General features: G+C 31.9%; 25 protein-coding genes and 2 pseudogenes. 7 read left to right on the top strand and 20 right to left on the bottom strand.

Going from position 1 to position 24,254, the window contains the following annotated elements; translation table 11 throughout:
• Positions 1 to 49 precede the first annotated feature (49 nt).
• Positions 50 to 1,564 carry a catalase gene (locus CD155_RS08240; protein WP_103213040.1) on the bottom strand — a complete coding sequence of 505 codons (1,515 nt, stop codon included), beginning with the start codon at positions 1,562 to 1,564 and terminating at the stop codon, positions 50 to 52.
• Positions 1,565 to 1,783: 219 nt separating this feature from the next.
• Here CD155_RS08240 and CD155_RS08235 point away from each other — a divergent pair, with 219 nt between their 5' ends.
• A complete protein-coding gene (locus CD155_RS08235) occupies positions 1,784 to 3,232 on the top strand; it encodes an amino acid permease (RefSeq protein ID WP_103213039.1) in 1,449 nt (482 codons plus the stop codon).
• A 169-nt stretch (positions 3,233 to 3,401) separates the two neighbouring features.
• On the top strand, positions 3,402 to 3,716 hold the full coding sequence (locus CD155_RS08230) for a hypothetical protein (RefSeq protein ID WP_002442704.1): 315 nt from the start codon (positions 3,402 to 3,404) through the stop codon (positions 3,714 to 3,716).
• Between the two features lie 119 nt (positions 3,717 to 3,835).
• On the opposite strand, the gene CD155_RS08225 is transcribed toward CD155_RS08230, so the two are convergent.
• From CD155_RS08225 to CD155_RS08210, 4 genes are all read right to left on the bottom strand, one after another.
• Positions 3,836 to 4,639 (bottom strand): Cof-type HAD-IIB family hydrolase, encoded by an 804-nt coding sequence (locus tag CD155_RS08225; protein ID WP_002442702.1) that lies wholly within the window; start codon positions 4,637 to 4,639, stop codon positions 3,836 to 3,838.
• 63 nt (positions 4,640 to 4,702) lie between these two features.
• A complete protein-coding gene (gene thrB, locus CD155_RS08220; protein ID WP_103213038.1) occupies positions 4,703 to 5,623 on the bottom strand; it encodes a homoserine kinase in 921 nt (306 codons plus the stop codon).
• 1 nt (position 5,624) lies between these two features.
• Complete coding sequence (gene thrC / locus CD155_RS08215; RefSeq protein ID WP_103213037.1) at positions 5,625 to 6,689, bottom strand: threonine synthase; 1,065 nt, start codon at positions 6,687 to 6,689, stop codon at positions 5,625 to 5,627.
• A 5-nt stretch (positions 6,690 to 6,694) separates the two neighbouring features.
• Entirely contained in the window at positions 6,695 to 7,975 is a 1,281-nt protein-coding gene (locus CD155_RS08210; RefSeq protein ID WP_103213036.1) for a homoserine dehydrogenase, read from the bottom strand.
• A 188-nt stretch (positions 7,976 to 8,163) separates the two neighbouring features.
• On the opposite strand from CD155_RS08210, the gene CD155_RS08205 reads away from it, so the two are divergent.
• Positions 8,164 to 9,540, top strand: coding sequence for an aspartate kinase (locus tag CD155_RS08205; protein WP_070831513.1), 1,377 nt, complete (start codon positions 8,164 to 8,166; stop codon positions 9,538 to 9,540).
• A 76-nt stretch (positions 9,541 to 9,616) separates the two neighbouring features.
• On the opposite strand, the gene CD155_RS08200 is transcribed toward CD155_RS08205, so the two are convergent.
• Positions 9,617 to 10,210, bottom strand: coding sequence for a hypothetical protein (locus CD155_RS08200; RefSeq protein ID WP_103213035.1), 594 nt, complete (start codon positions 10,208 to 10,210; stop codon positions 9,617 to 9,619).
• 335 nt (positions 10,211 to 10,545) lie between these two features.
• On the opposite strand from CD155_RS08200, the gene CD155_RS08195 reads away from it, so the two are divergent.
• Positions 10,546 to 11,418, top strand: a complete 873-nt coding sequence (locus CD155_RS08195) for an NERD domain-containing protein (RefSeq protein ID WP_070872679.1) — start codon at positions 10,546 to 10,548, stop codon at positions 11,416 to 11,418.
• 91 nt (positions 11,419 to 11,509) lie between these two features.
• On the opposite strand, the gene nucI is transcribed toward CD155_RS08195, so the two are convergent.
• Complete coding sequence (gene nucI / locus CD155_RS08190; protein WP_103213034.1) at positions 11,510 to 12,046, bottom strand: thermonuclease NucI; 537 nt, start codon at positions 12,044 to 12,046, stop codon at positions 11,510 to 11,512.
• Positions 12,047 to 12,210: 164 nt separating this feature from the next.
• On the opposite strand from nucI, the gene CD155_RS08185 reads away from it, so the two are divergent.
• Positions 12,211 to 12,399, top strand: coding sequence for a hypothetical protein (locus CD155_RS08185; RefSeq protein ID WP_103213033.1), 189 nt, complete (start codon positions 12,211 to 12,213; stop codon positions 12,397 to 12,399).
• Positions 12,400 to 12,598: 199 nt separating this feature from the next.
• On the top strand, positions 12,599 to 12,778 hold the full coding sequence (locus tag CD155_RS08180) for a hypothetical protein (protein WP_002442683.1): 180 nt from the start codon (positions 12,599 to 12,601) through the stop codon (positions 12,776 to 12,778).
• Positions 12,779 to 12,809: 31 nt separating this feature from the next.
• Here CD155_RS08180 and CD155_RS08175 read toward each other — a convergent pair whose 3' ends face one another.
• The 6 genes from CD155_RS08175 to CD155_RS08150 all read right to left on the bottom strand — a co-directional run bounded on the left by CD155_RS08175 (position 12,810) and on the right by CD155_RS08150 (position 18,025).
• The gene (locus tag CD155_RS08175) at positions 12,810 to 13,412 is read right to left on the bottom strand and encodes a response regulator transcription factor (RefSeq protein WP_002442681.1); all 603 of its coding nucleotides are present in this window, start codon (positions 13,410 to 13,412) and stop codon (positions 12,810 to 12,812) included.
• Positions 13,409 to 14,509: a sensor histidine kinase gene (locus CD155_RS08170; protein WP_103213032.1), complete on the bottom strand. Its 1,101-nt coding sequence runs from the start codon at positions 14,507 to 14,509 to the stop codon at positions 13,409 to 13,411. The genes CD155_RS08175 and CD155_RS08170 overlap by 4 nt, the downstream gene beginning before the upstream one ends.
• Entirely contained in the window at positions 14,510 to 15,241 is a 732-nt protein-coding gene (locus CD155_RS08165) for an ABC transporter permease (protein ID WP_103213031.1), read from the bottom strand.
• Complete coding sequence (locus CD155_RS08160) at positions 15,235 to 16,116, bottom strand: ABC transporter ATP-binding protein (protein ID WP_172605833.1); 882 nt, start codon at positions 16,114 to 16,116, stop codon at positions 15,235 to 15,237. Before CD155_RS08160 ends, CD155_RS08165 begins: the two co-directional genes overlap by 7 nt.
• A gap of 178 nt (positions 16,117 to 16,294) precedes the next feature.
• A complete protein-coding gene (gene cls, locus CD155_RS08155) occupies positions 16,295 to 17,767 on the bottom strand; it encodes a cardiolipin synthase (RefSeq protein WP_103213029.1) in 1,473 nt (490 codons plus the stop codon).
• Between the two features lie 60 nt (positions 17,768 to 17,827).
• Entirely contained in the window at positions 17,828 to 18,025 is a 198-nt protein-coding gene (locus CD155_RS08150) for a hypothetical protein (RefSeq protein WP_070831540.1), read from the bottom strand.
• A gap of 321 nt (positions 18,026 to 18,346) precedes the next feature.
• On the opposite strand from CD155_RS08150, the gene CD155_RS08145 reads away from it, so the two are divergent.
• Complete coding sequence (locus CD155_RS08145; protein WP_103213028.1) at positions 18,347 to 19,372, top strand: threonine aldolase family protein; 1,026 nt, start codon at positions 18,347 to 18,349, stop codon at positions 19,370 to 19,372.
• A gap of 321 nt (positions 19,373 to 19,693) precedes the next feature.
• On the opposite strand, the gene CD155_RS08140 is transcribed toward CD155_RS08145, so the two are convergent.
• From CD155_RS08140 to CD155_RS08115, 7 genes and pseudogenes are all read right to left on the bottom strand, one after another.
• Entirely contained in the window at positions 19,694 to 19,972 is a 279-nt protein-coding gene (locus CD155_RS08140) for a hypothetical protein (RefSeq protein ID WP_002442668.1), read from the bottom strand.
• Between the two features lie 122 nt (positions 19,973 to 20,094).
• Positions 20,095 to 20,472 (bottom strand): DUF4355 domain-containing protein, encoded by a 378-nt coding sequence (locus tag CD155_RS08135; protein WP_103213027.1) that lies wholly within the window; start codon positions 20,470 to 20,472, stop codon positions 20,095 to 20,097.
• Positions 20,460 to 20,559 (bottom strand): annotated as a pseudogene (locus CD155_RS13245) (hypothetical protein); the annotation flags it as partial. The gene CD155_RS08135 and the pseudogene CD155_RS13245, both read right to left, overlap by 13 nt.
• Positions 20,560 to 20,611: 52 nt before the next feature.
• Positions 20,612 to 20,821 carry an LSM domain protein gene (locus CD155_RS08130; protein WP_103213026.1) on the bottom strand — a complete coding sequence of 70 codons (210 nt, stop codon included), beginning with the start codon at positions 20,819 to 20,821 and terminating at the stop codon, positions 20,612 to 20,614.
• Positions 20,821 to 21,942, bottom strand: a pseudogene (locus CD155_RS08125) (minor capsid protein); the annotation flags it as partial. The pseudogene CD155_RS08125 and the gene CD155_RS08130, both read right to left, overlap by 1 nt.
• A 430-nt stretch (positions 21,943 to 22,372) precedes the next feature.
• On the bottom strand, positions 22,373 to 23,713 hold the full coding sequence (glnA, locus tag CD155_RS08120) for a type I glutamate--ammonia ligase (RefSeq protein WP_103213024.1): 1,341 nt from the start codon (positions 23,711 to 23,713) through the stop codon (positions 22,373 to 22,375).
• A gap of 19 nt (positions 23,714 to 23,732) precedes the next feature.
• Entirely contained in the window at positions 23,733 to 24,101 is a 369-nt protein-coding gene (locus tag CD155_RS08115) for a MerR family transcriptional regulator (RefSeq protein WP_161792476.1), read from the bottom strand.
• Positions 24,102 to 24,254: the final 153 nt, after the last annotated feature.

Here is a 24,254-nt window from a genome sequence, read left to right as displayed (position 1 = left end):
AATTCTACCATATTATATGAAGGTGTGCAATCTAATCATTTCAAATTAATTATTTAAAATTTTCATAAGTTTCGTCTTTTTCAGTTTCCAAATCAATTTGGTTGATATCGATGCCTAATGCTTTAGCTACACCTTTACCATATTCTGGATCAGCTTTATAACAATGACGTATATGACGAATTTTCACATCTTCAGTCACCCCGTCCATCGCATTTGCAGTATTAGTAAAGATACGTTCTTTCGCATCATCTGATTGTAAACGGAATAACTTACCTGGTTGTTCAAAATAATTATCATCATCTTGACGGAAGTTATATTCATAACCATCGCCATCAGTTGGGAATGGCGGTTTCTTGAATTCAGGTTGTGAATCATAAACACCTTGGTTATTAGGATAATAGTGTGGCCCTCCACCTTGGTTATCATCTAAGAAACGCATTTGACCATCACGACTAAATGGGCATAAGTTCTCTACGCCAACAGCTTTAGGTTGATTAACAGGAATTTGCCAGTGGTTAACTCCTAATCTATAACGTTGTGCGTCACCGTATGAGAATAATCGACCTTGTAACACTTTATCAGGTGAAAAGTCTAATCCAGGTACAATATTTGTAGGTGCAAATGCGGCTTGTTCTACATCCATAAAATAGTTCTCAGGATTGCGGTTTAATTCAAACTCTCCGACTTCTATTAATGGATAATCACCTTTGTACCATACTTTAGTTAAATCAAATGGATTGTCTGGATGATTTTTAGCTTGTTCTTCTGTCATAACTTGGATATACATTTTCCATTTAGGATAATCCCCTTTTTCAATGGCATTGTATAAATCTCTTTGAGAAGAATCTCTATCCATTCCCACGATTTCAGCCGCTTCTTCATCAGTATAGTTTTCAATACCTTGTTGCGTTCTAAAATGGTATTTTACCCAAACGCGTTCACCTTCGTCATTATACATTGAATAAGTATGGGAACCGAATCCATGCATATTACGGAACCCTTTAGGCATACCACGATCTGACATTAAGATTGTAACTTGGTGTAATGATTCAGGGACCCCTGTCCAGAAATCCCAGTTATTTTGAGGACTTCTCATATTTGTTCGAGGATCACGCTTCACAGCACGGTTTAAACTAATAAATAATTTTGGGTCTCTAAAGAAGAATACAGGTGTATTATTTCCTACTAAATCCCAGTTACCGTCTTCAGTGTAGAATTTTAAAGCAAATCCTCTAATATCACGTTCTAAATCTGCAGCCCCTCTTTCACCAGATACTGTTGAGAAACGTGCAAACATTTCAGTTTGTTTTCCAACTTCAGAAAAGATTTTAGCGTTCGTATATTTTGTTATATCGTTTGTCACTGTGAAAGTACCGAAAGCCCCAGAACCTTTTGCATGCATACGACGTTCTGGAATAACCTCGCGATCAAAATGTGACATTTGTTCTAAATAATAAATGTCTTGCATCAATAAAGGACCACGTGGACCAGCTGTCATACTATTTTCTCTATCTGATACTGGTGCACCAAATAAGCCCGTTAATTTCCCATCTTGTTTTGACATTATAAGTTCCCCCTCTTATTACTTTTAATAATAATTACAATGTAATATACATTTTAATTAAACCCGTTTTAATAAGCAATTAAACACAAATTCACTACGTATTAGAATTTTCACAGAAATTTTAAATATTTTTTCACTTTAAAGTGCTAAAAAGTTATTGAATACTCTATCTAAAACGATTAAAATGGTGGATATATTTAATTAGATGGGAGACACCATATGGAAGATAACAATATGAAACGAAGTCTCAATTCGAGACATATATCTATGATTGCAATTGGTGGCGCTATCGGTACAGGTCTATTTGTAGCAACCGGCAGTGTAATTTCACAAGCTGGGCCTGGCGGTGCAATATTAGCCTACATACTTATTGGAGTTATGCTTTACTTTTTAATGTCATCTATTGGTGAATTAGCGACATTTTACCCAGTTTCAGGTTCTTTTAGTTCCTATTCTACCCGCTTCGTTGACCCTTCTTTAGGTTTTACTATGGGTTGGCTTTATTGGGGAATGTGGTCGCTTGTAACAAGCGTGGACGTCATTGTAGCTTCAAATGTTTTACAATTCTGGGATGTATTTAAAGTATTAAGTCCTTTAACTTGGAGTTTGATATTCCTAACATTCATTTTCTTAATCAATATATTTTCAGTAAAAGCCTTTGGTGAAACTGAATTCTGGCTATCACTTATTAAAGTCATTACGATTATTGTTTTTATAATATTTGGTATATTAATGATTTTCGGTATATTAGGTGGCCATTCTTATGGTTTTGAAAATTATACTAAAGGAGAAGCACCATTTGTTGGAGGTATATCAGGAATATTGAGTGTGTTACTTGTAGCCGGATTCTCTGTTGGAGGTACCGAAGTTGTTGCAGTAACTGCTGGAGAGTCTAATAATCCTCAGAAATCTATGCCTAAAGCGATTAAACAAGTTTTCTGGAGAATTCTCTTATTCTATGTTTTATCTATCGCAGTTATCGCGGCAATTATTCCATATACAGATCCTTTGTTACTTAATAAACACGAATCTGTATCTCAAAGTCCGTTTACAATTGTATTTGATAGGATTGGTATTGCTTTTGCGGCATCAGTGATTAATGCTGTCATTTTAACTTCATTATTATCAGCGGCAAACTCTGGTATCTATACAACGAGTAGAATGCTATTTTCATTAAGTGCAAATGGTCAAGCTCCTAAATTTTTCGGTAAGTTAAACGACAAAACTAAATTACCAATGCGTGCGTTAGTTACAACTTATGTATTAATTGTGCTTGTCATTATATACGCAAATTTTAATGCTAACGCAGTGTTTAATCTTCTTAATATCATTGGTTCAATGGTTATAGTTGTATGGGGATCAAGTATATGGTCTCAAATTAGATTACGTAGAGCTATTAAACGACAAGGTAAGAATCCAAATGAATTACTGTCTTATAAAGCACCATTTTATCCAGTTGGTCCAATTATAGTGATTATTACATTGTTATTTTTACTATTAGGTAACTCGTTCGGAAGTATTATTTCAGGCGATTTCTTAAGCGTATTAAGAAACTTTACGCCAATCATCATACTTGCAATTATTTATTTTGTTCATAAAGTTATTAAACGTACACACTTTGTTAAATTAGAGGCGATGGACTTAACACCACACAATTATAAAGATTAATTTTTAAAAGCGATGATTCATTTTTGAATCATCGTTTTTTTATTACAATATTCAAATTTTCTTATTCAAATTTTTGAAAACAAACTTTTCTAGCGCTAACTTTCAATATTTTATGTTTATAAGTAATCATGTATAATATAAGTAATAAAACGGTTTAGAGGTGGATAACATGGTTGGACAAACTAACTTATTTGATGATGTTATGAAACAGGATGAACGCTTTGTTATCGTCGTACAAGCACTAGAAGAAAAAAACGGTAAGTTATTGAAACGTACATTAAGAGAATATCCTAGTTTAGAACATAATCAAATGAACGATTTATTTACGCATCTAAAAGAAGTATTCTTAGATGAACCTTTTGAAGAAAACCAATCAGCCTTTAGCATTACTGTATATACAAACCTAGATTATGCTGCTGATCAAGTTTATGCTCATGTGAAACGATATAAAGGTAAACATGATTGGACGCACACAGCTAAATAAAAATAAAAAAACAGACTTAGGTTATTTGATAAAAGTGTACCCTTTAGGTTAGAATTTCAGTCTAACTTTTAAGGTTCAGAGCACTTCTTTTCAAACTTTACCTAAGTCTTATTTATATTTTAAAGCAATGTCTTTAATAAATGTGGAATTCCATTCGAATTATTATCTAATGTAACTTCATCAGCTAGAGCTTTCAGTTCATCACTTGCATTACCCATAGCAACTGAATAACCAGCAACTTCAAACATAGATTGGTCATTCAAACTATCACCAAATGCAATCACTTCTTCTAAACCTATATTCATTTTATTACAGAGCGCTTTGATTGCATTCCCTTTCGACACATCTTTCGCCATGAACTCTAAGAAGAATGGCTTACTAGTTGTAACATCAATGTCTTCGTTGAAGAAACCATTTAAATCAATACGTGCTTCAGTGATATTACCTACATAATCGACACCCATAACTTTTGGGACATCATGTTTAATGTAAGTCTTAATGTCATCAACGCGTTTCATTGGCAAGCCAGTTAATTCAGATTCAATATTCATATACTCATGATCACTATCATGAATAATATAGCCATTATCATAGGTTAAAACTAAAAATCCTCTATCTCTACAGTAATCAACAATTAAATCAAAGTTTTCCTTAGAAACTGTTTTGCTCACTTCAACTTCTTCGTCAAACATTCTGATAGTTTTCCCACCATTATAACTAATAATAAAACTTTCATTGTGGTTTAACTTTAAATCTTTAGCTACTGGAATCATACCTTCTGTAGGACGGCCAGAAGCTAAAACGACACTGTATCCTTTTTCTTGAATATCAATTAAATAGGATTTAGTTTCAGGTGAAACTTGATTCTCACCATTCATTAGTGTGTCATCCATGTCTAATACTATCATTTTATATTTACTCATATAGCAATAGAACTCCTTCCATGACATAGTCAAAACTCTTTCTTAACTATATTTTACAACAGTTTAAGACTTTTGGTACACTACTTCATCTATCACGCCTACTTCGTTAATTGTAACGAGTTCAGATATGCAATTTGTCACTTTATCGCGCAATGTTCTTACTAATTCTCCACTATATTCTCTAGGACTCAATGTTAAAATTGTAGGACCTGCTCCACTTATGACAGTAGCATATGCATCGTGTTCTCTTGATATTTGTCGTACCTGTCCAAACTCCGGAATAAGATGCTGTCTATATGGCTCATGAAAACCATCTTGTTCCATCATTTTACCTGCCAATTTATATTTATGTTGAATTAACGCACATATCATTGTATTACTTATAGCACTATTTTGTACTGCAGCCTTATGTGAAAAAGTTTCTGGCAATGCATTTCTAGAGTCTTCCGTTTTTAGTTCATAAGGTGGAATTGTTATAATAATGTCAACTTTTGGTACATCAATGCGTGCCACATCTGTAACTTTAGTATCAGGATTGTAATAACCAGATATAAGTCCACCGTAAATCGTAGGCGCCACATTATCAGGGTGACCTTCAATTTCTGTCGCCAACTGTAATAACTCATATTGCGACAATTGAATATTCCCAAAGTAATTAGCGATATATAAAGCGCCCACTAGCGCTGAAGCAGAAGAACCAAGTCCTCTAGCTAGTGGGATATCACTTCTCATTTCAATTTGTAAACATGGCAAAGTTACATTAAATTTTTGAGCAACTTCTTGTGCTACTTTATATATATAATTACTTTCATCTTTTGGAAGGGACTCTAATTCTGGACTATAATATAAAAATTCCCAATCTCTACCTTCTATTCTTCTAATAGACATATAGAGATATTTATCTAATGCCATTCCAATAGAATCGAAACCTACACCTAAATTAGCAGTTGATGCCGGAATTTTAAGTTTTAAAACTTCTTCCATATCAAATTGCCCCTTTAATATAACTAATAATACTATCCTTATCATTTGGTAACGGTTGAATTGGATTATCTAATAATGAGATGGCTGTATCAGGATCTTTTAAGCCATTACCAGTGAGTACTGCTACGACTTTCTTACCTTTAGGCAACTTACCTTTTCTATGAAGTTTGATTAAGCCTGCAATAGATGCATTACTTGCTGGTTCACTAAATACCCCTTCATTTGTCGTCATTAATTGATATGCTTCTAAAATTTCTTCATCAGTTACACTATCAATTAACCCATTTGATTCGTCTAGAGCTTTGACTGCTTTTTGCCAGCTTGCTGGGTTACCAATTCGAATAGCTGTTGCAATTGTTTCAGGGTTTTTCACAACTTTGTTTTGAACAATTGGAGAAGCACCTTCTGCTTGGAATCCAAATAGTTGTGGTAATTGCGTTTTTTTCTTATCGTGATATTCAACGAATCCTTTCCAGTAAGCAGTGATATTTCCAGCGTTACCTACTGGAATTGCTAAAACATCAGGAGCTTCACCATCAAGTTGTTCGACTACCTCGAATGCACCTGTTTTTTGACCTTCTATTCTAAAAGGATTGACTGAGTTCACCAGTTCAATTTCTTTGTTTTCTGCAGCAATTTCTTTCACTATTTCTAAAGCTTCATCGAAATTACCCTCAATTGAAACAATTTCAGCACCATACATCACTGCTTGCGATAACTTTCCTAAAGCGATTTTACCTTCTGGAATTACTACAATCGCTTTTAAACCAGCACGTGCTGCATAAGCTGCTGCTGAAGCAGAAGTATTTCCCGTAGAAGCACAAATGACTACTTTCTTGCCTTGTTCTTTTGCCTTTGTTACCGCCATTACCATTCCACGATCTTTAAAAGAACCAGTAGGATTTGCACCTTCATATTTCACATATAATTCGATATCTAATTTTTTTGAAAGTTTTTCACAATAAATGAGCGGTGTACTACCTTCATTTAATGTAAGTTGTGGTGTTTCCTCATTGACTGGTAAATATTCGCTAAATTCTTTAACTAAAACTTGCCATCTTTTCATATTTATTAAACTCCTTCTACAGGATAAATTTTTTCAACATTGAATCCTGCTTTATTTAACACTTTCTCTGGAGATTGATCTAGACCAATAACGATAATTGCTACTGTTTGATCATCTCGTTCAACAATCTGTAATGATTTATGGAATGGTAATTGTGCTTTAATTTCATTTTCCAGTTTATCTATAGCTAAGTTGTTACGTTGCAATACTATGTAATAATTTAACTTCTCTTTAATTGCTACAGGTTCTTCACCATCCATCATTTCCCTTGTTTCATCCGTTTTTAATTCAAAATGTGGTGGTAAAGTGTGAAGATTTGACTCAAAGAATAATGCTACATTGAGTAAATCACTTACTACGGCACTACCTGTAGCTAAACTACCAGCACCTTTACCATAAAACATTGTGTCTCCAACGGCATCTCCAATTACATAAATAGCATTATATTCATTCTCAACAGACGCAAGTTGATGTGTTTTGTGAATGAGTGTAGGTTCGACAGATGCGTTAACTCGTCCATTTTCATAAGTCCCTTTACCAATTAATTTAATTTTATATCCTAAGTCATTAGCTGCATTAATATCTGATAAAGTTGTGCCGCTAATACCTGTTAATTTAACGTCATTCAATTTAATCACTTGGTTAAATGATAGATAAGATGTGATGACTACTTTCCTAGCTGCATCTACACCTTCTACGTCATCAGTAGGGTCCGCTTCGGCAAAACCTAAACGCTGTGCTTCGTCTAATGCTTCTTCAAATGACGTTTGCTCACGTGTCATTTTAGAGAGAATAAAATTAGAAGTTCCGTTAAGAATACCCATAAATTTAGAAATATTGTTAGCATTTAATCCATTATTAATAGCATTAACAATAGGAATTCCACCTGCAACACTTGCTTCAAATTTTAATGCTACATGATTTTGTTCTGCTAAATCTTCTAAAAGTTTTAAATGAACTGCTAACAAGTCTTTATTCGCAGTGATGACGTGCTTTTTCTTTTTTAATGCTGTTCTTAACCAGTCTACGGTTGGTTCTATACCTCCCATCACCTCAACTACAATATCAATTGATTCATCTTCTAATATCTCATTAATATCTTCTGTTAGATGATATTGACTAATATTTAACGGACGCTTTTTTGATGTGTCGCGCACTAAAATATGCTTAATGACGATATCCTTGTTGATGGTGTCTTTAATTTGTTGCCTATTCTCCTCAATGATTTTTACAACACCTGATCCGACAGTTCCCAAACCAAGTAATGCAATATTCAATTCTCTCATATATCATACCTCCGTTTGTGCTTTCGAGAAAAACAATTGTACTGTTGAAAAATACTAGATAATGGTTTAGTATAAAATCATTCTTAATTTTTGTAAAGTTCTTAATATTGAAAATACAAATCTATAGTACCATGCTTAATCAGAAAACTGAATAGAATTTTCTGATTTTTTAGAAAGGTTGATAACTCATGAAAGTTGCAAAATTCGGAGGTAGCTCTGTCTCCAATGCCAAACAAATTAAAAAAGTATTAAAAATTGTAAACGAAGATCCTGAACGAAAGATTATCATTGTCTCTGCGCCAGGTAAAAGAAGTAAAGATGATATTAAAACAACTGATTTACTCATCCGTTTATATGAAAAGGTATTAAACGGAATTAATTATCAGGATAAGAAGAATGAAATTATTCAACGATACGCTGATATTGTTGAAGGTTTAAAAATGGACGATGAGATATTAACCACTATTGATGAAACGTTAGAACTTTACATTAGTCAACTTTCAGATAAACCTTCTCGTCTTTACGATGCTTTAGTCTCTTGTGGTGAAGATTTTAATGCGCAATTAATTGCTAATTATAATAACAACCAAGGGATACCAACACGTTATATTTCTCCTAAAGAAGCCGGTTTAATAGTGACTGATTTACCACAACAAGCTCAAATTTTAGATTCTTCATATGAAAATATCTATAAATTACGTGATTATAAAGAAAAACTTATTATTCCAGGTTTCTTCGGTATTTCTAAACAAAATGACATTGTTACATTTCCTCGAGGAGGTTCTGACATTACAGGTGCAATTATTGCTAGAGGTGTGAAAGCCTCTATTTATGAAAACTTTACTGACGTTTCTGGTATTTTCAAAGCAAATCCTACAATTATTGATCAACCAGAATTAATTGAAGAAATTACTTATAGAGAAATGCGAGAATTGTCATACGCAGGATTTGGAGTGTTTCATGACGAAGCTTTGCAACCGCTCTATAAAGACCGAATTCCAGTTGTTATTAAGAATACGAATCGCCCAAATGATAAAGGAACATATATCAGACATGACAGAGAAATTAATTCAGACAATGTTATTAGTGGTATTAGCTGTGACAAAGGATTTACAGTCATTAACATCAAAAAATATCTAATGAATAGACAAGTTGGCTTTACAAGAAAGATTTTAGAAGTATTAGAACAATTTAATATTTCATTTGACCATATGCCATCAGGAATCGACAATATCAGTATTATTATGCGGAGCAATCAACTTAAAGGAAAAGAAAGCCAAGTGTTAAATGAAATACGTAAACGTTGTGAGGTTGATGAGTTGAGTGTCGATCATGATTTAGCAATACTGATGATTGTCGGAGAAGGAATGAACCAAGTTGTTGGTACTGCAAGTAAAATCACTCATGCACTTTCAGAATCCAATATTAATTTAAAGATGATTAACCAAGGTGCCTCTGAAATCTCAATGATGTTCGGTATTCGTGAAGAAGATGCAGAGAAGGCTGTGCTTTCTACTTATGAATTTTGCTATCACGGTGTCTGTTTAAAAAATTTATGTTCTTAAAATAAAAAAAGATTTCTACAAAACATATACTACTTCACTCTATAATCTAAAAAGTGTGTATGTCGTAGAAATCTTTTTATGATGTCTTTCTATTATTAATAACCGCTTCTTCAATACGCTTTTCCCCTACTACTAATTTCAAGATATAAAATTGGTAGTAACTCAATGCATCTATAACTGCTTTATAATTTGAAAATTGATGATACTCTTGATTATCCATCAAATCATACATTAAAACTATTTCTGGTTTAATATAATCTACGTTCCAATTTAATGAATGAAAATATATATTATTCTTCGGTAAACGAATACTACTATCTAACCTAAAAATCCACTCATCATTTACCACATCGTAAACAAAAATATTAAGTACGATATTGTTATCTTTAAGTATCTCAACGTGTGCAACTTCTGATAGCGAAGGTCTCTCAGTTTGATGTGGAGAATGACCTTTCCCATAATATTGTATTGAAAAGTCTTTAGGAATCACTTTAATAATTTCAATTAATTTTTTACGTTCCACACATATATCAACTTTGGCTGGCAGTTTAAACTCATCATTTAAAAATAATTGCATAGCAACAACACCATGAAATTTAAATGAGTGCGAGGACGTTTGCATCAAAATTTGAACAAGGTCATCTACAGCATTTCGCTCTTCTAATTTCATTCAACCACCTCCTAAGCAAGCGCTTTCATAACTTTAATTATACATTTGAAGTACTTAATAATCAAACGCAGATTTGTGAACATTTAGTAAATTAAAATTAAACTATTTGTAAAAAGTAAAAATTGAATCTTTATCACATATCATAAAGATTTGAATAAACAATTATTTGTATTCTGAGAACAATTTTATAATTCTTAAAATTTTGTAAACATTTGTCGTACTCACTATTTAATTAATCATATTCTCTTCTCATTTTTATTGAACTCAAATTTTAAGACGTTTATAATTTATTTTGGCAATTAGAATTTAAAATTTAAAGATTCGGGTGAATATTTATGTCTGTAACGGTCATTTTATCTGTAATTATCATTATTTTAGTAATAGCTCTATTCCTAAATCAAAGATACATGAAAGATAGAGTTGAGACGGAAGAATATGCTAGAAATCAATTAATTGCGAAAAATTCTATATTAAGCGAGGAAAATTTATCATTAAAGAACCAAATGTTGAGTTCGAATAATGATGTTGGCCATCACGCTTTTAAAAATGCGAAACGTGAATTACAAAAGATTTTAGATCGTTTTATAGAACAGGGTCGACTAAAATCATATACAATTATTCCTACAAGTAATTTAGCTATTAAACATCCATTATTTGAATATGCGCGCTCCTTTGATTTCATAATCATTACAGAAGTTGGTCTGATTAATGTAGATGTTAAAAATTGGAATCAAAAAACATTCTATCACTTTGATGTACCAGACAAACACGCTGAAGAAGGAAGCAATCAATATAACACTGATAAAGTAGTAGGTCATTACATCAGTAGTAGATATCACAGCCAATTTAACACAACTCGTAGTGGTGTTTACACATTCACTGAAATTCTTCAAGATAATCGCGTGATATATGAATTCTATGACCATGATCCGTATCAACAAGCTGCAAACAATGCTAAGGCATTGAAAGATCAGATTGAAAAGGATTACCAGTTTAAAATACAAAGTATCGGTGTGATTTACTTCAGTGATGGAAGTGTAAATATCATTGAAGGTTCTGACGAAAGTGATAAATATGTAGATACAGTCTCTACGCGTTCTTCACTTGAAAAAGTCATAGACGAAGCTGTGCAACTTTCTAAACATCCACTTAACGATAATCAAATTGAAGAAATATCTAACAGTTTCAAACAACATATGAATAACTAAATAAAGTTGCATTCTTAAATCCTAAATAATGAAGTACAATAGTTAAGCCTAGAAGCATTCGTTTGAAATCTTCTAGGCTTTTTCAATTAACTTAACTCCATAAGTTCACTTTATTCTGTTTTGCCTTGTTTTGAGCTTTAATCAATACATCTCGATATTTACCATTAGGTGAGTAATATTTTTCTCTAGCTAGACCTTTTTCAACCAATTCTTCATTGAACATTCTTTTATCATTTATCCATACATATGCTAAAGTTCGTCCGTATCTATCATTTTTTTCTTTATCATACTCTAAATAAACATTTTGACGCGTTAAAGCTTTCTTCGTATAATTTGAAGCCTCTTTCCCATAAGGTTGAACAGGCGTATTGGGTTTAACGGTTTCAGGGGTATCCATACCTATCATTCTCACCTTGATTTCTTTGCCATCTTTATTGGCTACAAAAGTATCCCCATCCACTACTCGTTCGACATACACTTTGTCTTTACCTTTTAAATCAGTACTTTGGTTCTGTTGATTTGTTCCAATTTTACTAAAAGGACCGGAATGATTGATCAATTGGAACATTATTACAATTATCGCAATAAGTGCAAGAACAATCAGCGATAATGATTTTTTCGATTTCATAGTTGTCACCTTACTTCACTTTATATACTGATTAATGTTAATTAAAAATACTTTCACAGTCAATATTGATAAAATAAAAAATATTGATTGAAAACGCTTGTTTTAAACTTATTTTTTCAAATGAGAAGTGCATGGTATAATACAATACGTTAGGAGTGAAATAGATGGATTCATCTAATGAAAGTAAAATATCTTTAGTCGCAATTATCGTAGCAATTATTGTTGGCGTTATATTACAAATCGTCTTTAAGTTACCGATTATAGTAAGTGTAGTTGTAGCAATATTACTAGGTATCTTAGTCGGTTTTATCGTGTACCTTATTCAATCTACGCTTAATAAAAGAAAAAAATAGAATTTCAAATTAATTAAATATCTCGAAAATAAACACCTTCAAAAGATTATTCAAACTATCTTTTGAAGGCGTTTTTAACTTTTTTAGCAATTTCCCTATTATATTCTTGAAATCAAGAGTAAGTAATCTCAATAGTGGTATAGTTACATCATACTAAAGTGGCCACTTTACAACTTATTCAAATAGGAGGTACAACATAATGGAAATTCTTGATTGCGTGATTGATACAAATTCAGCAATTTATATAGTGAAAACGACAGGCGGTAATGTGTTTCATCATACATTAAGTACTGATACACCCACTAAAAAAGTAATAGAAATTCTAACTCTTTTATCAGATCATATTGATAAATCGAATCAAACCAAGCTTAAAATATAAATAATCAAATTTAAATATATATTTTAACGAACTATATCCAACCTTTCGCCGTAGCTTTTTTCCATGCATCAAACCGATTGTCAGAATATAATTTATCGATAATTGTACTTGTGTAATTTCGAACTGTGCCATCAGAAAGATATAATTTTTCAGCAATTTCTTTGCTACTTAAACCATTTCCTATTTCCCTCAGAACGACTTGTTCTTTATGTGTCAATGGATTGGATTCTTTAAATAGAGAGGTCATTAATGATGTACTGTACTCTTTTTCACCATTCATTACGTTATAAATCGTACTGACCAAGTCTTCTACTGAACGTTCTTTAAGTACATAGGCATCCACACCATTGGCGACAGCTTTCTCAAAATAACCTGGTCGCTTAAACGTCGTCACAATAATCACTTTCGTATTTAATCCTTTAGCCCTTATTTGTGCCAAAATTTCTAATCCTGTCATGCCAGGTATCTCAATATCTAAAATAGCCACATCTGGTTTTTCATTTTCAATAAATTGAAGTGCTTCCTTGCCGTTTTCAACATCTTTCAAAACCTTCATTTCCTCATTTAACTCAATAAGCTGAACCATCGCTTTTCTAAGCATAAGTTGATCTTCTGCAATAATTAGTGAAATCACATTAATTCACCCCTTGGTATCGTCACGACCACGGTTGTTCCATTTTCAGATTTAACAGCCACCTTGCCATTTAAATATTCAGCGCGTTCTTTAATACTTCTTAAATGACATGCTTCTTTATCTTTTATGCCAACGCCGTTATCTTGTACGATTAATTTAATTTGCTGATGTTCTTCAACCAGTTGCCCTATGACTTCTGTAGCATGGGCGTGTTTAATCACATTATTAATTGCCTCTTTTAATATCATGGATAATATTGACTGCTTAGCAGGGTTTAATGACTTTGCTACGCCTTTATTTTTGAAAATAAACCTCAAATTCGCATCACGTAAAATCGTCTCTACCGAAGACACTTCCTCATCGAAAGATTGTACCTTTAAATCATCAACAATTGAACGAACTTTATTAAGGGTTTCTCTAGAAAGTTGATTGATAGCCATCATTTCTTTCTTCGCAGATTCTTTATCAGTATCTATGAGTTTCGCAGCTAATTCAGACTTTAAAGTCAAACTTGCAAAGACATGTCCGAGTGTATCATGTAAATCTTGACCAATACGATTACGTTCTTGTTCCGTAATTAACACATTAATATAGCGGTTCTTTTCTTCAAGCTCTTTTCGAACTTTGCGATCCTTTCTAACTTGAAAATTTCCAAACATAATCATTAAAATGACGACATAATATATAATCATCATATAAACTTGATCATGATGCATAATATAAATAAACAAAACACAAATAATCATTGTGATGATATAGCTTATAAATTCTTTTGATTTCAATCCCACATCGAAAATGAAGGGCAATGCAAAGGCACTATAAAAGAAAAACATACTTAGTAATGGTTCATAAGCATAAACGAAATACATAATACATACATAATGGATAAGCAGTAAGATATATAGATGATTTTTATTCAACTTAGTGTGCAGCAGAACGAGCATTAAATATGAAACCGTAAAAATGGATAAAGCGATAAAATATATCGACTTATTAAATATATGTTCAGAATCAAATAAACCAAAAATCGGAAATATTAAATAAACTAGTGAAGAAATTTCTCCCATTCTAACTCCGAAACTACGTTTTACGTTCATCTATGACACATCTTTCTTTTTATTAATCAATAAAGCAATACTCAAAAAAATTATACTATAAAGAATTAAAAAGCCAAATGACGTAAAGTTAATACCTTTATCCTTCCCTAGATCTAGTGCTATTTGTTTTAAATGATACGTTGGCATCTTTTTCGAAATGACTTGTAACCAATCGGGAAAGGTATTGACTGGAAACCATAAGCCACCTACAATGGCCATCGCTATATTGAGTAAATTTGCAACACTACTTGCCTTTTGAATATCATTAAATTGAGCTATAACTAACCCAAATGTTAAGAATAAACTCGCTCCTATCCATAAAACAACACTTGATAATATCCAATTTGTGAAGTCCATATTCACATTTTTATAAAAATGAGCAACCATAAAAATAATAATAATTGCCACTAAAAATTGGCACATCGTCTTTAAAACTTTAGCTAAGTAATAATGAACAGGTTTCAAAGGCGTAGACATTAAATGTTTATACCAACCATTGTTTCTTTCTTCTATCATATCTAAAGGGAACGACATCATACAAAAATTCATCAAACTAAACACTGTCATACTATACATATATTCTTTATAAAATGGTTTTTTAGCTTCCTCTGGTAAATCTAATAATGAGGTAAATAATAAGTAAAATGCGACAGGTAGGAAAATAGACATAAATAGATATAATTTTTTCCTAAACATGATTTTAATTTCTGTCTTTAAAAATGTATCTAACATTCGGTCATCACTCCTTTTTGATTCTCAATACCTGAAAACATGATTTCCAATAATGACATTTTATGAATTTCTATTTTGTTTAAATCGAACTTATACTCTATTAATTTCTGGATGACTGGTTCAACTTGATTCGTTTTTATCTCATAATGATTTTTTAACTTTTTAATATTGAACTCATTCTTTAGGTCACTTAATAATCCATCATCAATAACTGGAAGTACGATGATTGAGTTATTTTGAGTGTTTTTAATATGTTCAGGAGAATCGTCGAGTTGAATTTGACCCTGATCAAGAAGAACTACTTGGTCGGCCATTCTTTCGACTTCTTCAATGTAATGAGAAGTATAAAGAATAGTGTCATGCGCTTGCTTAAGCTTTTCTATGATACTCCAAAAATGTTCTCTTGTTTCAATATCCATCCCTGACGTTGGCTCATCAAGTATCAAAAATTCAGGTTGTCCTACTAATGTTAAGGCGAAATCTAGTATCCTCTTCTGACCTCCAGACAACTGACTCGCCATTTGGTTCATCTGCTTGTCATTAAATTGAGTAATATTGATAAATTGTGAAAGCGTAATAGGATTTTTATAAAATGATTGATGCAAGTGAAACAATTCCTTTACTTTGAAAAATTTAGGAAAATTCGTTTTTTGATATAACACACCCATATGATTTGTATCAATCATCTTCGATTCATCAACAATATGCCCTTCGTCACCCTGTATGTTGCCAATCAGGATATCGATAAGTGTTGTTTTCCCTGCTCCATTTTTGCCTATTAAAGCCGTACACGTATTTTCTTTCAACTCAAGACTGATATCATTAAGAACTTTGTTGTTATTAAAGGACTTTGCTAAGTTTTGTAACTTTATCACCACATGTCACACCTTTGCTATAAGATAATTCTAATTTAGCATTGAGTCGTTATGATATTTAGTTCATTTTGTCACGTTTTGTATATGACATTTGTCATGAAAATTCTTTTAAGTTTACATAATATTTCTATGTACAACAAAAAATTCCCGCTTATAGAAAGCAGGAATTCTAAGTATTTTATAAAATTGGAGAAACTAATTTAGCTAAATCTTCCTTAAATTTAATTGATAACGGACGTTGATCATATTTTTCTTTAGTAAGTAATTTAGATTTTTTAATATCTTCTTCAAAAGCTTGTCGCAATTGTTGCGCAATCTCCTTATCATAGACGAATGCATTGATTTCAAAGTTCAACTCGAAACTTCTAAAGTCCATATTCGCACTACCTATTGAAGATACTTCATCATCAATCATAAGAATTTTTGAATGAATGAAACCATTCTGATAGGTATAAACATTCACGCCACTATCTAATAAATCTGCCGCATTTGAAAATGTAGCCCAATAAACAAATGGATGGTCAGGTTTACAAGGAATCATTAAATTAACTTCAACACCACTATTTGCAGCCATTTTCAGCGCATTAATATAAGATTGATCCGGTATAAAATACGGACTTTGAAGATAAATTGACTTTCTAGCGCTCATAATCATTTTCGTATAACCGTATTCAATTTGATGTAAGTCGAACGCAGGCCCACTTGAGGCAATTTGTAATGCTTTGTCACCTTTTTCGCCTGTCTTTTTAGGGAAATACTTTTGATCATATTCAAACTGTGGACGATGTGCTTGAGAGTTCCAATCTAAAATAAATCTTAATTGTAACGCATCCACACTATCACCTTGAACACGTAAATGTGTATCTCTCCAATAGCCAAGCTTACCTAATCCTAAATAATCGTCACCGATATTGAATCCACCAATATAACCTATTTGGCCATCAATAATAATGATCTTTCTGTGATTTCGATTATTCATTCGAAAATTGACAAGTGGAAATTTTGATGCAAAGAATGCTTCAACTTCTCCACCTAAAGATTTGAATTGCTTAAATTTAGCCATATTGACTTTTTTAGAACCAACATCATCATATAATAATTTAACTTCTAAACCTTCTTTAAGTTTAGTTTCAAGCGCATCTATAATCTTTTTCCCTAAACCATCAAGTTCGAAAGTGTAATACTCTAAATGAATGTAGTCTTTCGCATTATAAATATCTTCTATTACTTTGTCATATAGTTTATGACCATCTGTAAATAAGTCAATTTTATTATTTTCAGTTAGAAAAGCATCTTGTTTCATTAATAACATACGAATTAAATCGTGATGTTTCTCAACTTGGTCATTCGTAGATTCAAAATTTAATTTTTCGAAACTATCAGCTTGAGCTTTTACTAAATCTTGAAAGGCATCTAACTCTTTACCATTATTTTTTTCCATTTTCTTTTTAGAAACGGTTCTGCCTAAGAATAGATATAGAATGAAACCGATAATCGGTAGTATGAAGAGAACAAATAACCAGGCCCAAGTGGAACTTGCACTTCTTCGATCCTTCTCTAGAAAAATAATGACAAACGCAAGTACTAGATTAATAATAAATCCGAGTACTAATATGATTGTTAATATAGTACCTAAATATCCAAAATCCATGAAATTGTACTCCTATATGTATTTCCACTCAAAATGATTCAAGTGGATAATTTAATTTTACTACTCTTGAGTAACTAATGTTAACACAGCGTTATAGTCTTCTTCTATATTTGGAAACTTACGTTCCTCGACTTGCTTAATCGAAATATTTAATAATTTGTATGAACTCCCATCGTCAGAACGAAGGAACTCGTTAACACTTTTTTCTAATCTTTCTAAAGAATCTTCAGTAAATGTTTTAAATTTAATTTGTTGCATAAGGTTCATTCCCCTTTCTCTATGTTGATTAAATGATAGAACTTTTCATACAAAAATTCAATTATTATTAAGACAATCAGATGTGATGAAATGAACTTTAATAGGTTGTACGGAATATATTTGAATTTAAGGTATTATGATGTATAATAACAACATTCGATTGAATATTCAGAATTATCTATCTTTTACTATAATTTATTAGTTTATATTTTCTTGATAACTACCTCTTATTTATAAAGAATTTATTTTCTAATAAAAGTTAGAGCGTGAAGATAAGTTGGAAAATATTGCAACATGGATTTAACTTAGGAGGGAAAGTTAATGATTTCATTTGAAAATGACTACCTAGAAGGTGCACATGAACAAGTGTTAAAACGATTAGTTGAAACAAACAGAATACAAGCTGCTGGATACGGATTTGATGATTTTTCAGCACAAGCAGCTGACAAAATTCGAGAAACAATACAATGTCCTGATGCAACGATAAGATTTTTAGTTGGCGGAACTCAGACGAATCAAGTTGTCATCAATTCAATGTTAAAGAGTTATGAAGGCGTTATTTCAGCAGATACAGGCCATGTCGCTGTTCATGAAGGCGGCGCAATTGAATTTAGTGGGCACAAAGTGTTAGCTATACCATCAAGTGAAGGTAAAATATCTGCCGAGGGTGTTGAAGCGTACTTAGATACTTTCTATAGTGATTTTAAAAGAGAGCACATGGTCTTTCCAGGAATGGTTTATATTTCACACCCAACTGAATATGGAACATTGTATACCAAAGATGAATTGAAAAGTTTGGCAAAGGTTTGCAAAAAACACGAGATTCCTTTATTTATGGATGGCGCAAGACTCGGTTATGGTTTAATGAGTGAGAATACTGATGTCACAATAAAAGACGTCGCAAAGTACTGTGACATCTTTTACATAGGTGGTACTAAAATTGGTGCATTATGTGGTGAAGCCATTGTATTTACTAAAAACAATGAACCTAAGAATTTCACAACAATTATTAAACATCATGGTGCGTTATTAGCTAAAGGTCGTTTAACTGGCATACAATTTTTAGAATTATTTACAGATGATTTGTATTTTAAAATTAGTAAACATGCCATTAATATGGCTAAGAAAGTTAAGAAAGGATTTTTAGATAAAGGGTATCAGTTATATTTCGATTCCCCTACGAATCAGCAATTCTTTGTGATAAGTAATGATAAAATTAAAGAATTAGAACAAAAAGTTAAATTTGCAATTTGGGAGAAGTATGACGATAATCACCGCGTTGTAAGATTTGCGACAAGCTGGGCAACTACCGAAGAAAATGTAGAAGAGTTATTGAAGTTAATTTAATATATCGTTTTTAAATTTGAAGCTATTATATCGAATGGAAGTTTGTGTTAAAAAGATTTCGTCTATTCTTAGTTTACTTTGAACGTAAAATATAGTAATAAAAAGTAAACGTTTTAAATATTATAAGAATTCGACGAAATCTTTTTTATTATGTTTGTTTTCTATTTCAATATCTATTTTTAATAAATATATAAAGTAAAGTCATAATTGCAATTCCATTTAAAAATTCTAATTTTTCTTAAATTGTAGTTTCTCTGATTTTAATTTTCATAGTAATACCTTTCTAAGTGAAATATTTTTATTAATTTGATAAATACAATCTTAGTTACTTATTCTTGTTATTACTTGTTGATATGCTTCAAGTACTTGAGGATATAGATAAATTACCCTAGATCCAATGCGACGAGTTATTTTCACTATTTCTGGTTCACAGACTATTTTATTTTGAAGTGTTGATTTACTAAGTCCTGTTATCATTACCAAATCTTTAATATCTACCGAAGCATATTGTCTTTTATAATTTTGTAGTATTTTTTCTAATTTATCTTCAACTAATTTATGCATAAATTGATCATCTATATGAATAGTTATATTACTCATGCTGTATCACTCCAATGTTATAATTTTAATTGAATATTTTATATTATCAATTATTCAATTGATAATATCAATATCACTTATAAACGCAGATGTTACTTTAACAATCACATTATCTATTGCTGTCATGCTTCGACTAATACATTAACAATTTGTTCATCAAAATTTTGCACACCAAATTCATTAAGCATTGAACGCGTTTCATTCTTCATTTGAGATAAAGCTTTTTCTGCTTTTAGTTCTTCATTTTCTTTTAACAGCTTTTCCAACTCATATTGATTCTTTTGGTCTTTATTCATCTTGGCTAGTTTTTCAGCTTCCTGAATTGCATCTTTCATACGTTCTTCAGATTTTCTTCTTTCTCTAGCTAGACGGTCTTTAATCATTTGAGACACTTCTTCTTGAGAGAATGTTTTCTCATTTTGTTGTGCTTGTTCATGAGTTGTTTCAAAATTATCATTATGCTTCGTTTCTTCAGTAATATTACTTTGATTGTGTTCCATGAGATATACCTCCATTTATAGTCTGTCGACTTTACATTCCATACTTGCTTTTATAACGTCATCAGCACGTTTTGGACATAAAAAAATAACCTTCCGTAGAAGGTTAAAAAGTGTATAAAAATAGCATCTCGGCCTTTTATTATCGGGTAGATGCTTTATCTATAATCTTTATATATTTAATTTCACTTTCATCAAAATCATATAACAATTTTCCATCATCTAAATGTATAGAATCTTCTCCACTTTCGTTGTCTACTTCATCATCATAGTTTGTAACTTTACCAATGAATTGTTGTCCATTGGTCAACTCTATCAATACATTTTCACCTATGTAAGACCATAATTTCATCACTTCTCCTCTTTTCCGTTTGGAATAATATGAGTACCAGTTTTTGAATAATGTACTGTACCCACTTTTGTAGTTTTAAATTTACCCTCAATATAATCTTTGCCAATAATTTTTCCGAAGTCAATTATTTCTTTATTTTTCCATTTTCCTTTTGAATCAGTTATCAGTCTTCCACTACCGCTTTTTTGAATTATCAAAGGATTAAGTTCATCGCTTGTTAGTAATGTAAAACTAGGAGTTGCTTTTCCATTTTTTAAATTCTTCAGTTTGTATTCTTCGTATGATTTATGACCTAACAAATGTCTATTTTGTTTTTCTGGGTTTATATCTAATTTTATTTTACCACTACGTATCATATCAAGCATTTCTTTTTTTGCTTTTTCTTGTATTTTTTCTTTTTCTGATTCTTTATTCTCTGTCTGATACTTACCTTTACGCTCAGTAAAGAATTTATCCCGCCAGTTTCCCACATGTGGTACTGTAGTACTCCGACACCAAGGATGCATTGGTGGTGCATTTATGCCAGGTATCATGTCTTTAACATTAAATACTTTGCCATTTAGAGAGTGACAAATTTTAGATGTTTTCTTATCTATTTTGGCCACGTATTTATACTCGCCATCTTCACCTAAATCTTTAAGATAAGTTAGCTTCTGTGATTCAGCCTGAACACGTGCTGATTCAGTAACTAACAATCTACTTGCATTATAAGTAGTAGTGTTAGTTTGTTTCTTAAAATCCTTTATATACTCATTGGGATGTCTCCCTCTAAGTAATACATTACTCGTTGTTCTTTCTACTTCTTTTTGAACTACAGCCATATCTTGCCATAATCTAGTTGACCAGTTCACACCTTTGAAGTTACTGTTAACAACCGCTTTTACTTCAGTGTCATCAATTTTCACATGTTCACCAAGTATATGTGCTTGTCTTTTAACTTCTCTATCAACTGCATCAACTAAGTTATTTTTTATTTCATCTTGAATATCTAAAGTGGAGTCTTTGACTATCAAATCTAATTGCTGCTTTAATAGTTTTTCTCTAGATACTTTCATAGACAAGTTATAAAGCTTAAGTGCGTTGTTTGCCTCATCGCTAAAATCTTTACGCTTCACATATTTAGTAACTAAATATGCAAATCAAGCGGTCAATCAAATTTCATTCTTTTGATACTGAATAACAGAATCTTACTTCAATGTCTTTTAATTATTTAATTTTTATTACTATTATTTTATTGAGTCTGATAATAACTAGTGTAGTAATGAGTGCTAAGGTAATATGAGTAATTCTATTATCCAAAAAGATATTTAACCAAAATAATAAAACTAAAATTATAGCGAGTCTTTTCATTACCTTTAACTACTAAAAATAATATTTTATTCACATATAAAATCTCTTTCAAAATAGCTTCACTCTATCCATACTTTAATATGATCTATTTTTCAAAATGTAACTGACCAAAAGGATATCTTTTCACAACGCAAAAAAGAGCCAAGACAATTGTGTCTCAGCTCTTACCCCTATTGTTTTTCCCCTGTTTTGTTTAGCGCTTTAGTATTGTTTCATGTACTGCTCGCGTTCCCATTCAGAAACTTGAGTGCGATAGTAATCCCATTCAATTGATTTAGAGTTAATAAATTGATTGTAAATGTGATTACCTAAAGCGTTTTTGATTGAAGTATTTTCGCGCATTGCTTTTAATGCAGTATATAATGTTGAAGGTAAGTCTTGGATGCCAACTGCCTCACGTTCTTCACGATTCATTTCGTAAATATTTTGGTTTACTGGTTTTGGTACTTCTAATTTGTTTTTAATTCCGTCTAATCCAGCTTCTAAGATAGCTGCTAAAGCCATATAAGGGTTAGCTGCTGGGTCAACTGAACGTACTTCGATACGAGTTGATAAACCTCTTGAAGAAGGTACACGTACTAATGGAGAACGGTTTTTACCACTCCATGCAATGTAACATGGTGCTTCGTAACCTGGTACTAAACGTTTGTATGAGTTTACTAATGGGTTACATACTGCAGTGAATCCACGTGCATTTTTAAGCACACCTGCTGTAAATTGGTAAGCCGTATCAGTTAATTGCATTTCACCATCTGGATCGTAGAATGCATTTTCTTTACCTTTGAATAATGAAACATTAAAGTGCATTCCGCTTCCGTTGACACCGAATAATGGTTTTGGCATAAATGTCGCATGTAAGTTATGCTTACGTGCGATTGTTTTAACAACAAGTTTAAATGTTTGAATGTTATCACAAGCTGTAACAGCATCAGCATATTTAAAGTCGATTTCATGTTGTCCAGGTGCAACTTCGTGGTGACTTGCTTCGATATCGAATCCCATATCTTCTAATTCTAAAACGATGTCGCGACGGCAATTCTCACCTAAGTCTGTTGGTGCTAAGTCGAAGTAACCTCCATCGTCGTTTAATTCTAATGTAGGTTCACCTTTTTCATCTAATTTGAATAAGAAGAATTCTGGTTCAGGCCCTAAGTTGAAGTCTGTGAAGCCCATATCTTCCATTTTTTTTAAGACACGTTTTAAGTTAGCACGAGGGTCACCTTCAAATGGTGTACCATCTGTTTTAAATACGTCACAGATTAAACGCGCAACTTTACCTTGACCTGCTGTCCATGGGAAAATCACCCAAGTATCTAAATCTGGTTGTAAGTACATATCAGATTCTTCAATACGTACGAAACCTTCGATAGATGAACCATCGAACATCATTTCATTGTCTAAAACTTTTTCTAATTGGCTTACAGGAACTTCAACGTTTTTAATTGTTCCTAAAATATCAGTGAATTGTAATCTTAAATATCTTACGTTTTCCTCTTCAGCAAACTTACGAATATCGTCTTTTGTAAAACTACGTTTTGGCATGGTTTGAATCCTCCAAATTTTATTTAATAAATCTTGATAAGTCACCACGATTTATTGGTAATGTTTCGCTACGCGGTTTCTGCGTTGCATCTACAATCATTCTTTTTCTAGTCTCTTGTTCGTCTGTAGTTAAGTGATCTTGGTCATCAAATATGATTTGTTTAATACCTTTGATATTAAATCCTTTCTCAATTAAACTCTTAATTTCTAAAAGGCGGTCCAAATCATTCATTGAAAATAACCTTTTGTTACCTTGAGTTCTTTCTGGTGTAATGAGTTCATGTGTTTCATAATAACGAATTTGTCTTGGACTTAATTCAGTTAGTTTGCTCACAACACTCATAGAGAATACGGCCATGTTTCGTCTGATGGAATCGTTAGACTGCACTTGTACCTCTCCTCTACTTTTGAACTTGACACTAATTTAGCATAGATTTACTTATAATACAAAAGTATGTCAGGTTTTCTCACATAAACGCTCAAAACCTTATCATATCAACATTTCAAACCAATGGTTCAATTGAAAAATGAGTTAAATTCC

The organism is Staphylococcus caprae, from assembly GCF_002902725.1.
Lineage (GTDB): Bacteria > Bacillota > Bacilli > Staphylococcales > Staphylococcaceae > Staphylococcus > Staphylococcus caprae.
The sequence above is the reverse complement of the archived record's forward strand: the minus strand, read 5'-3'. Positions and strand labels throughout refer to the sequence as shown.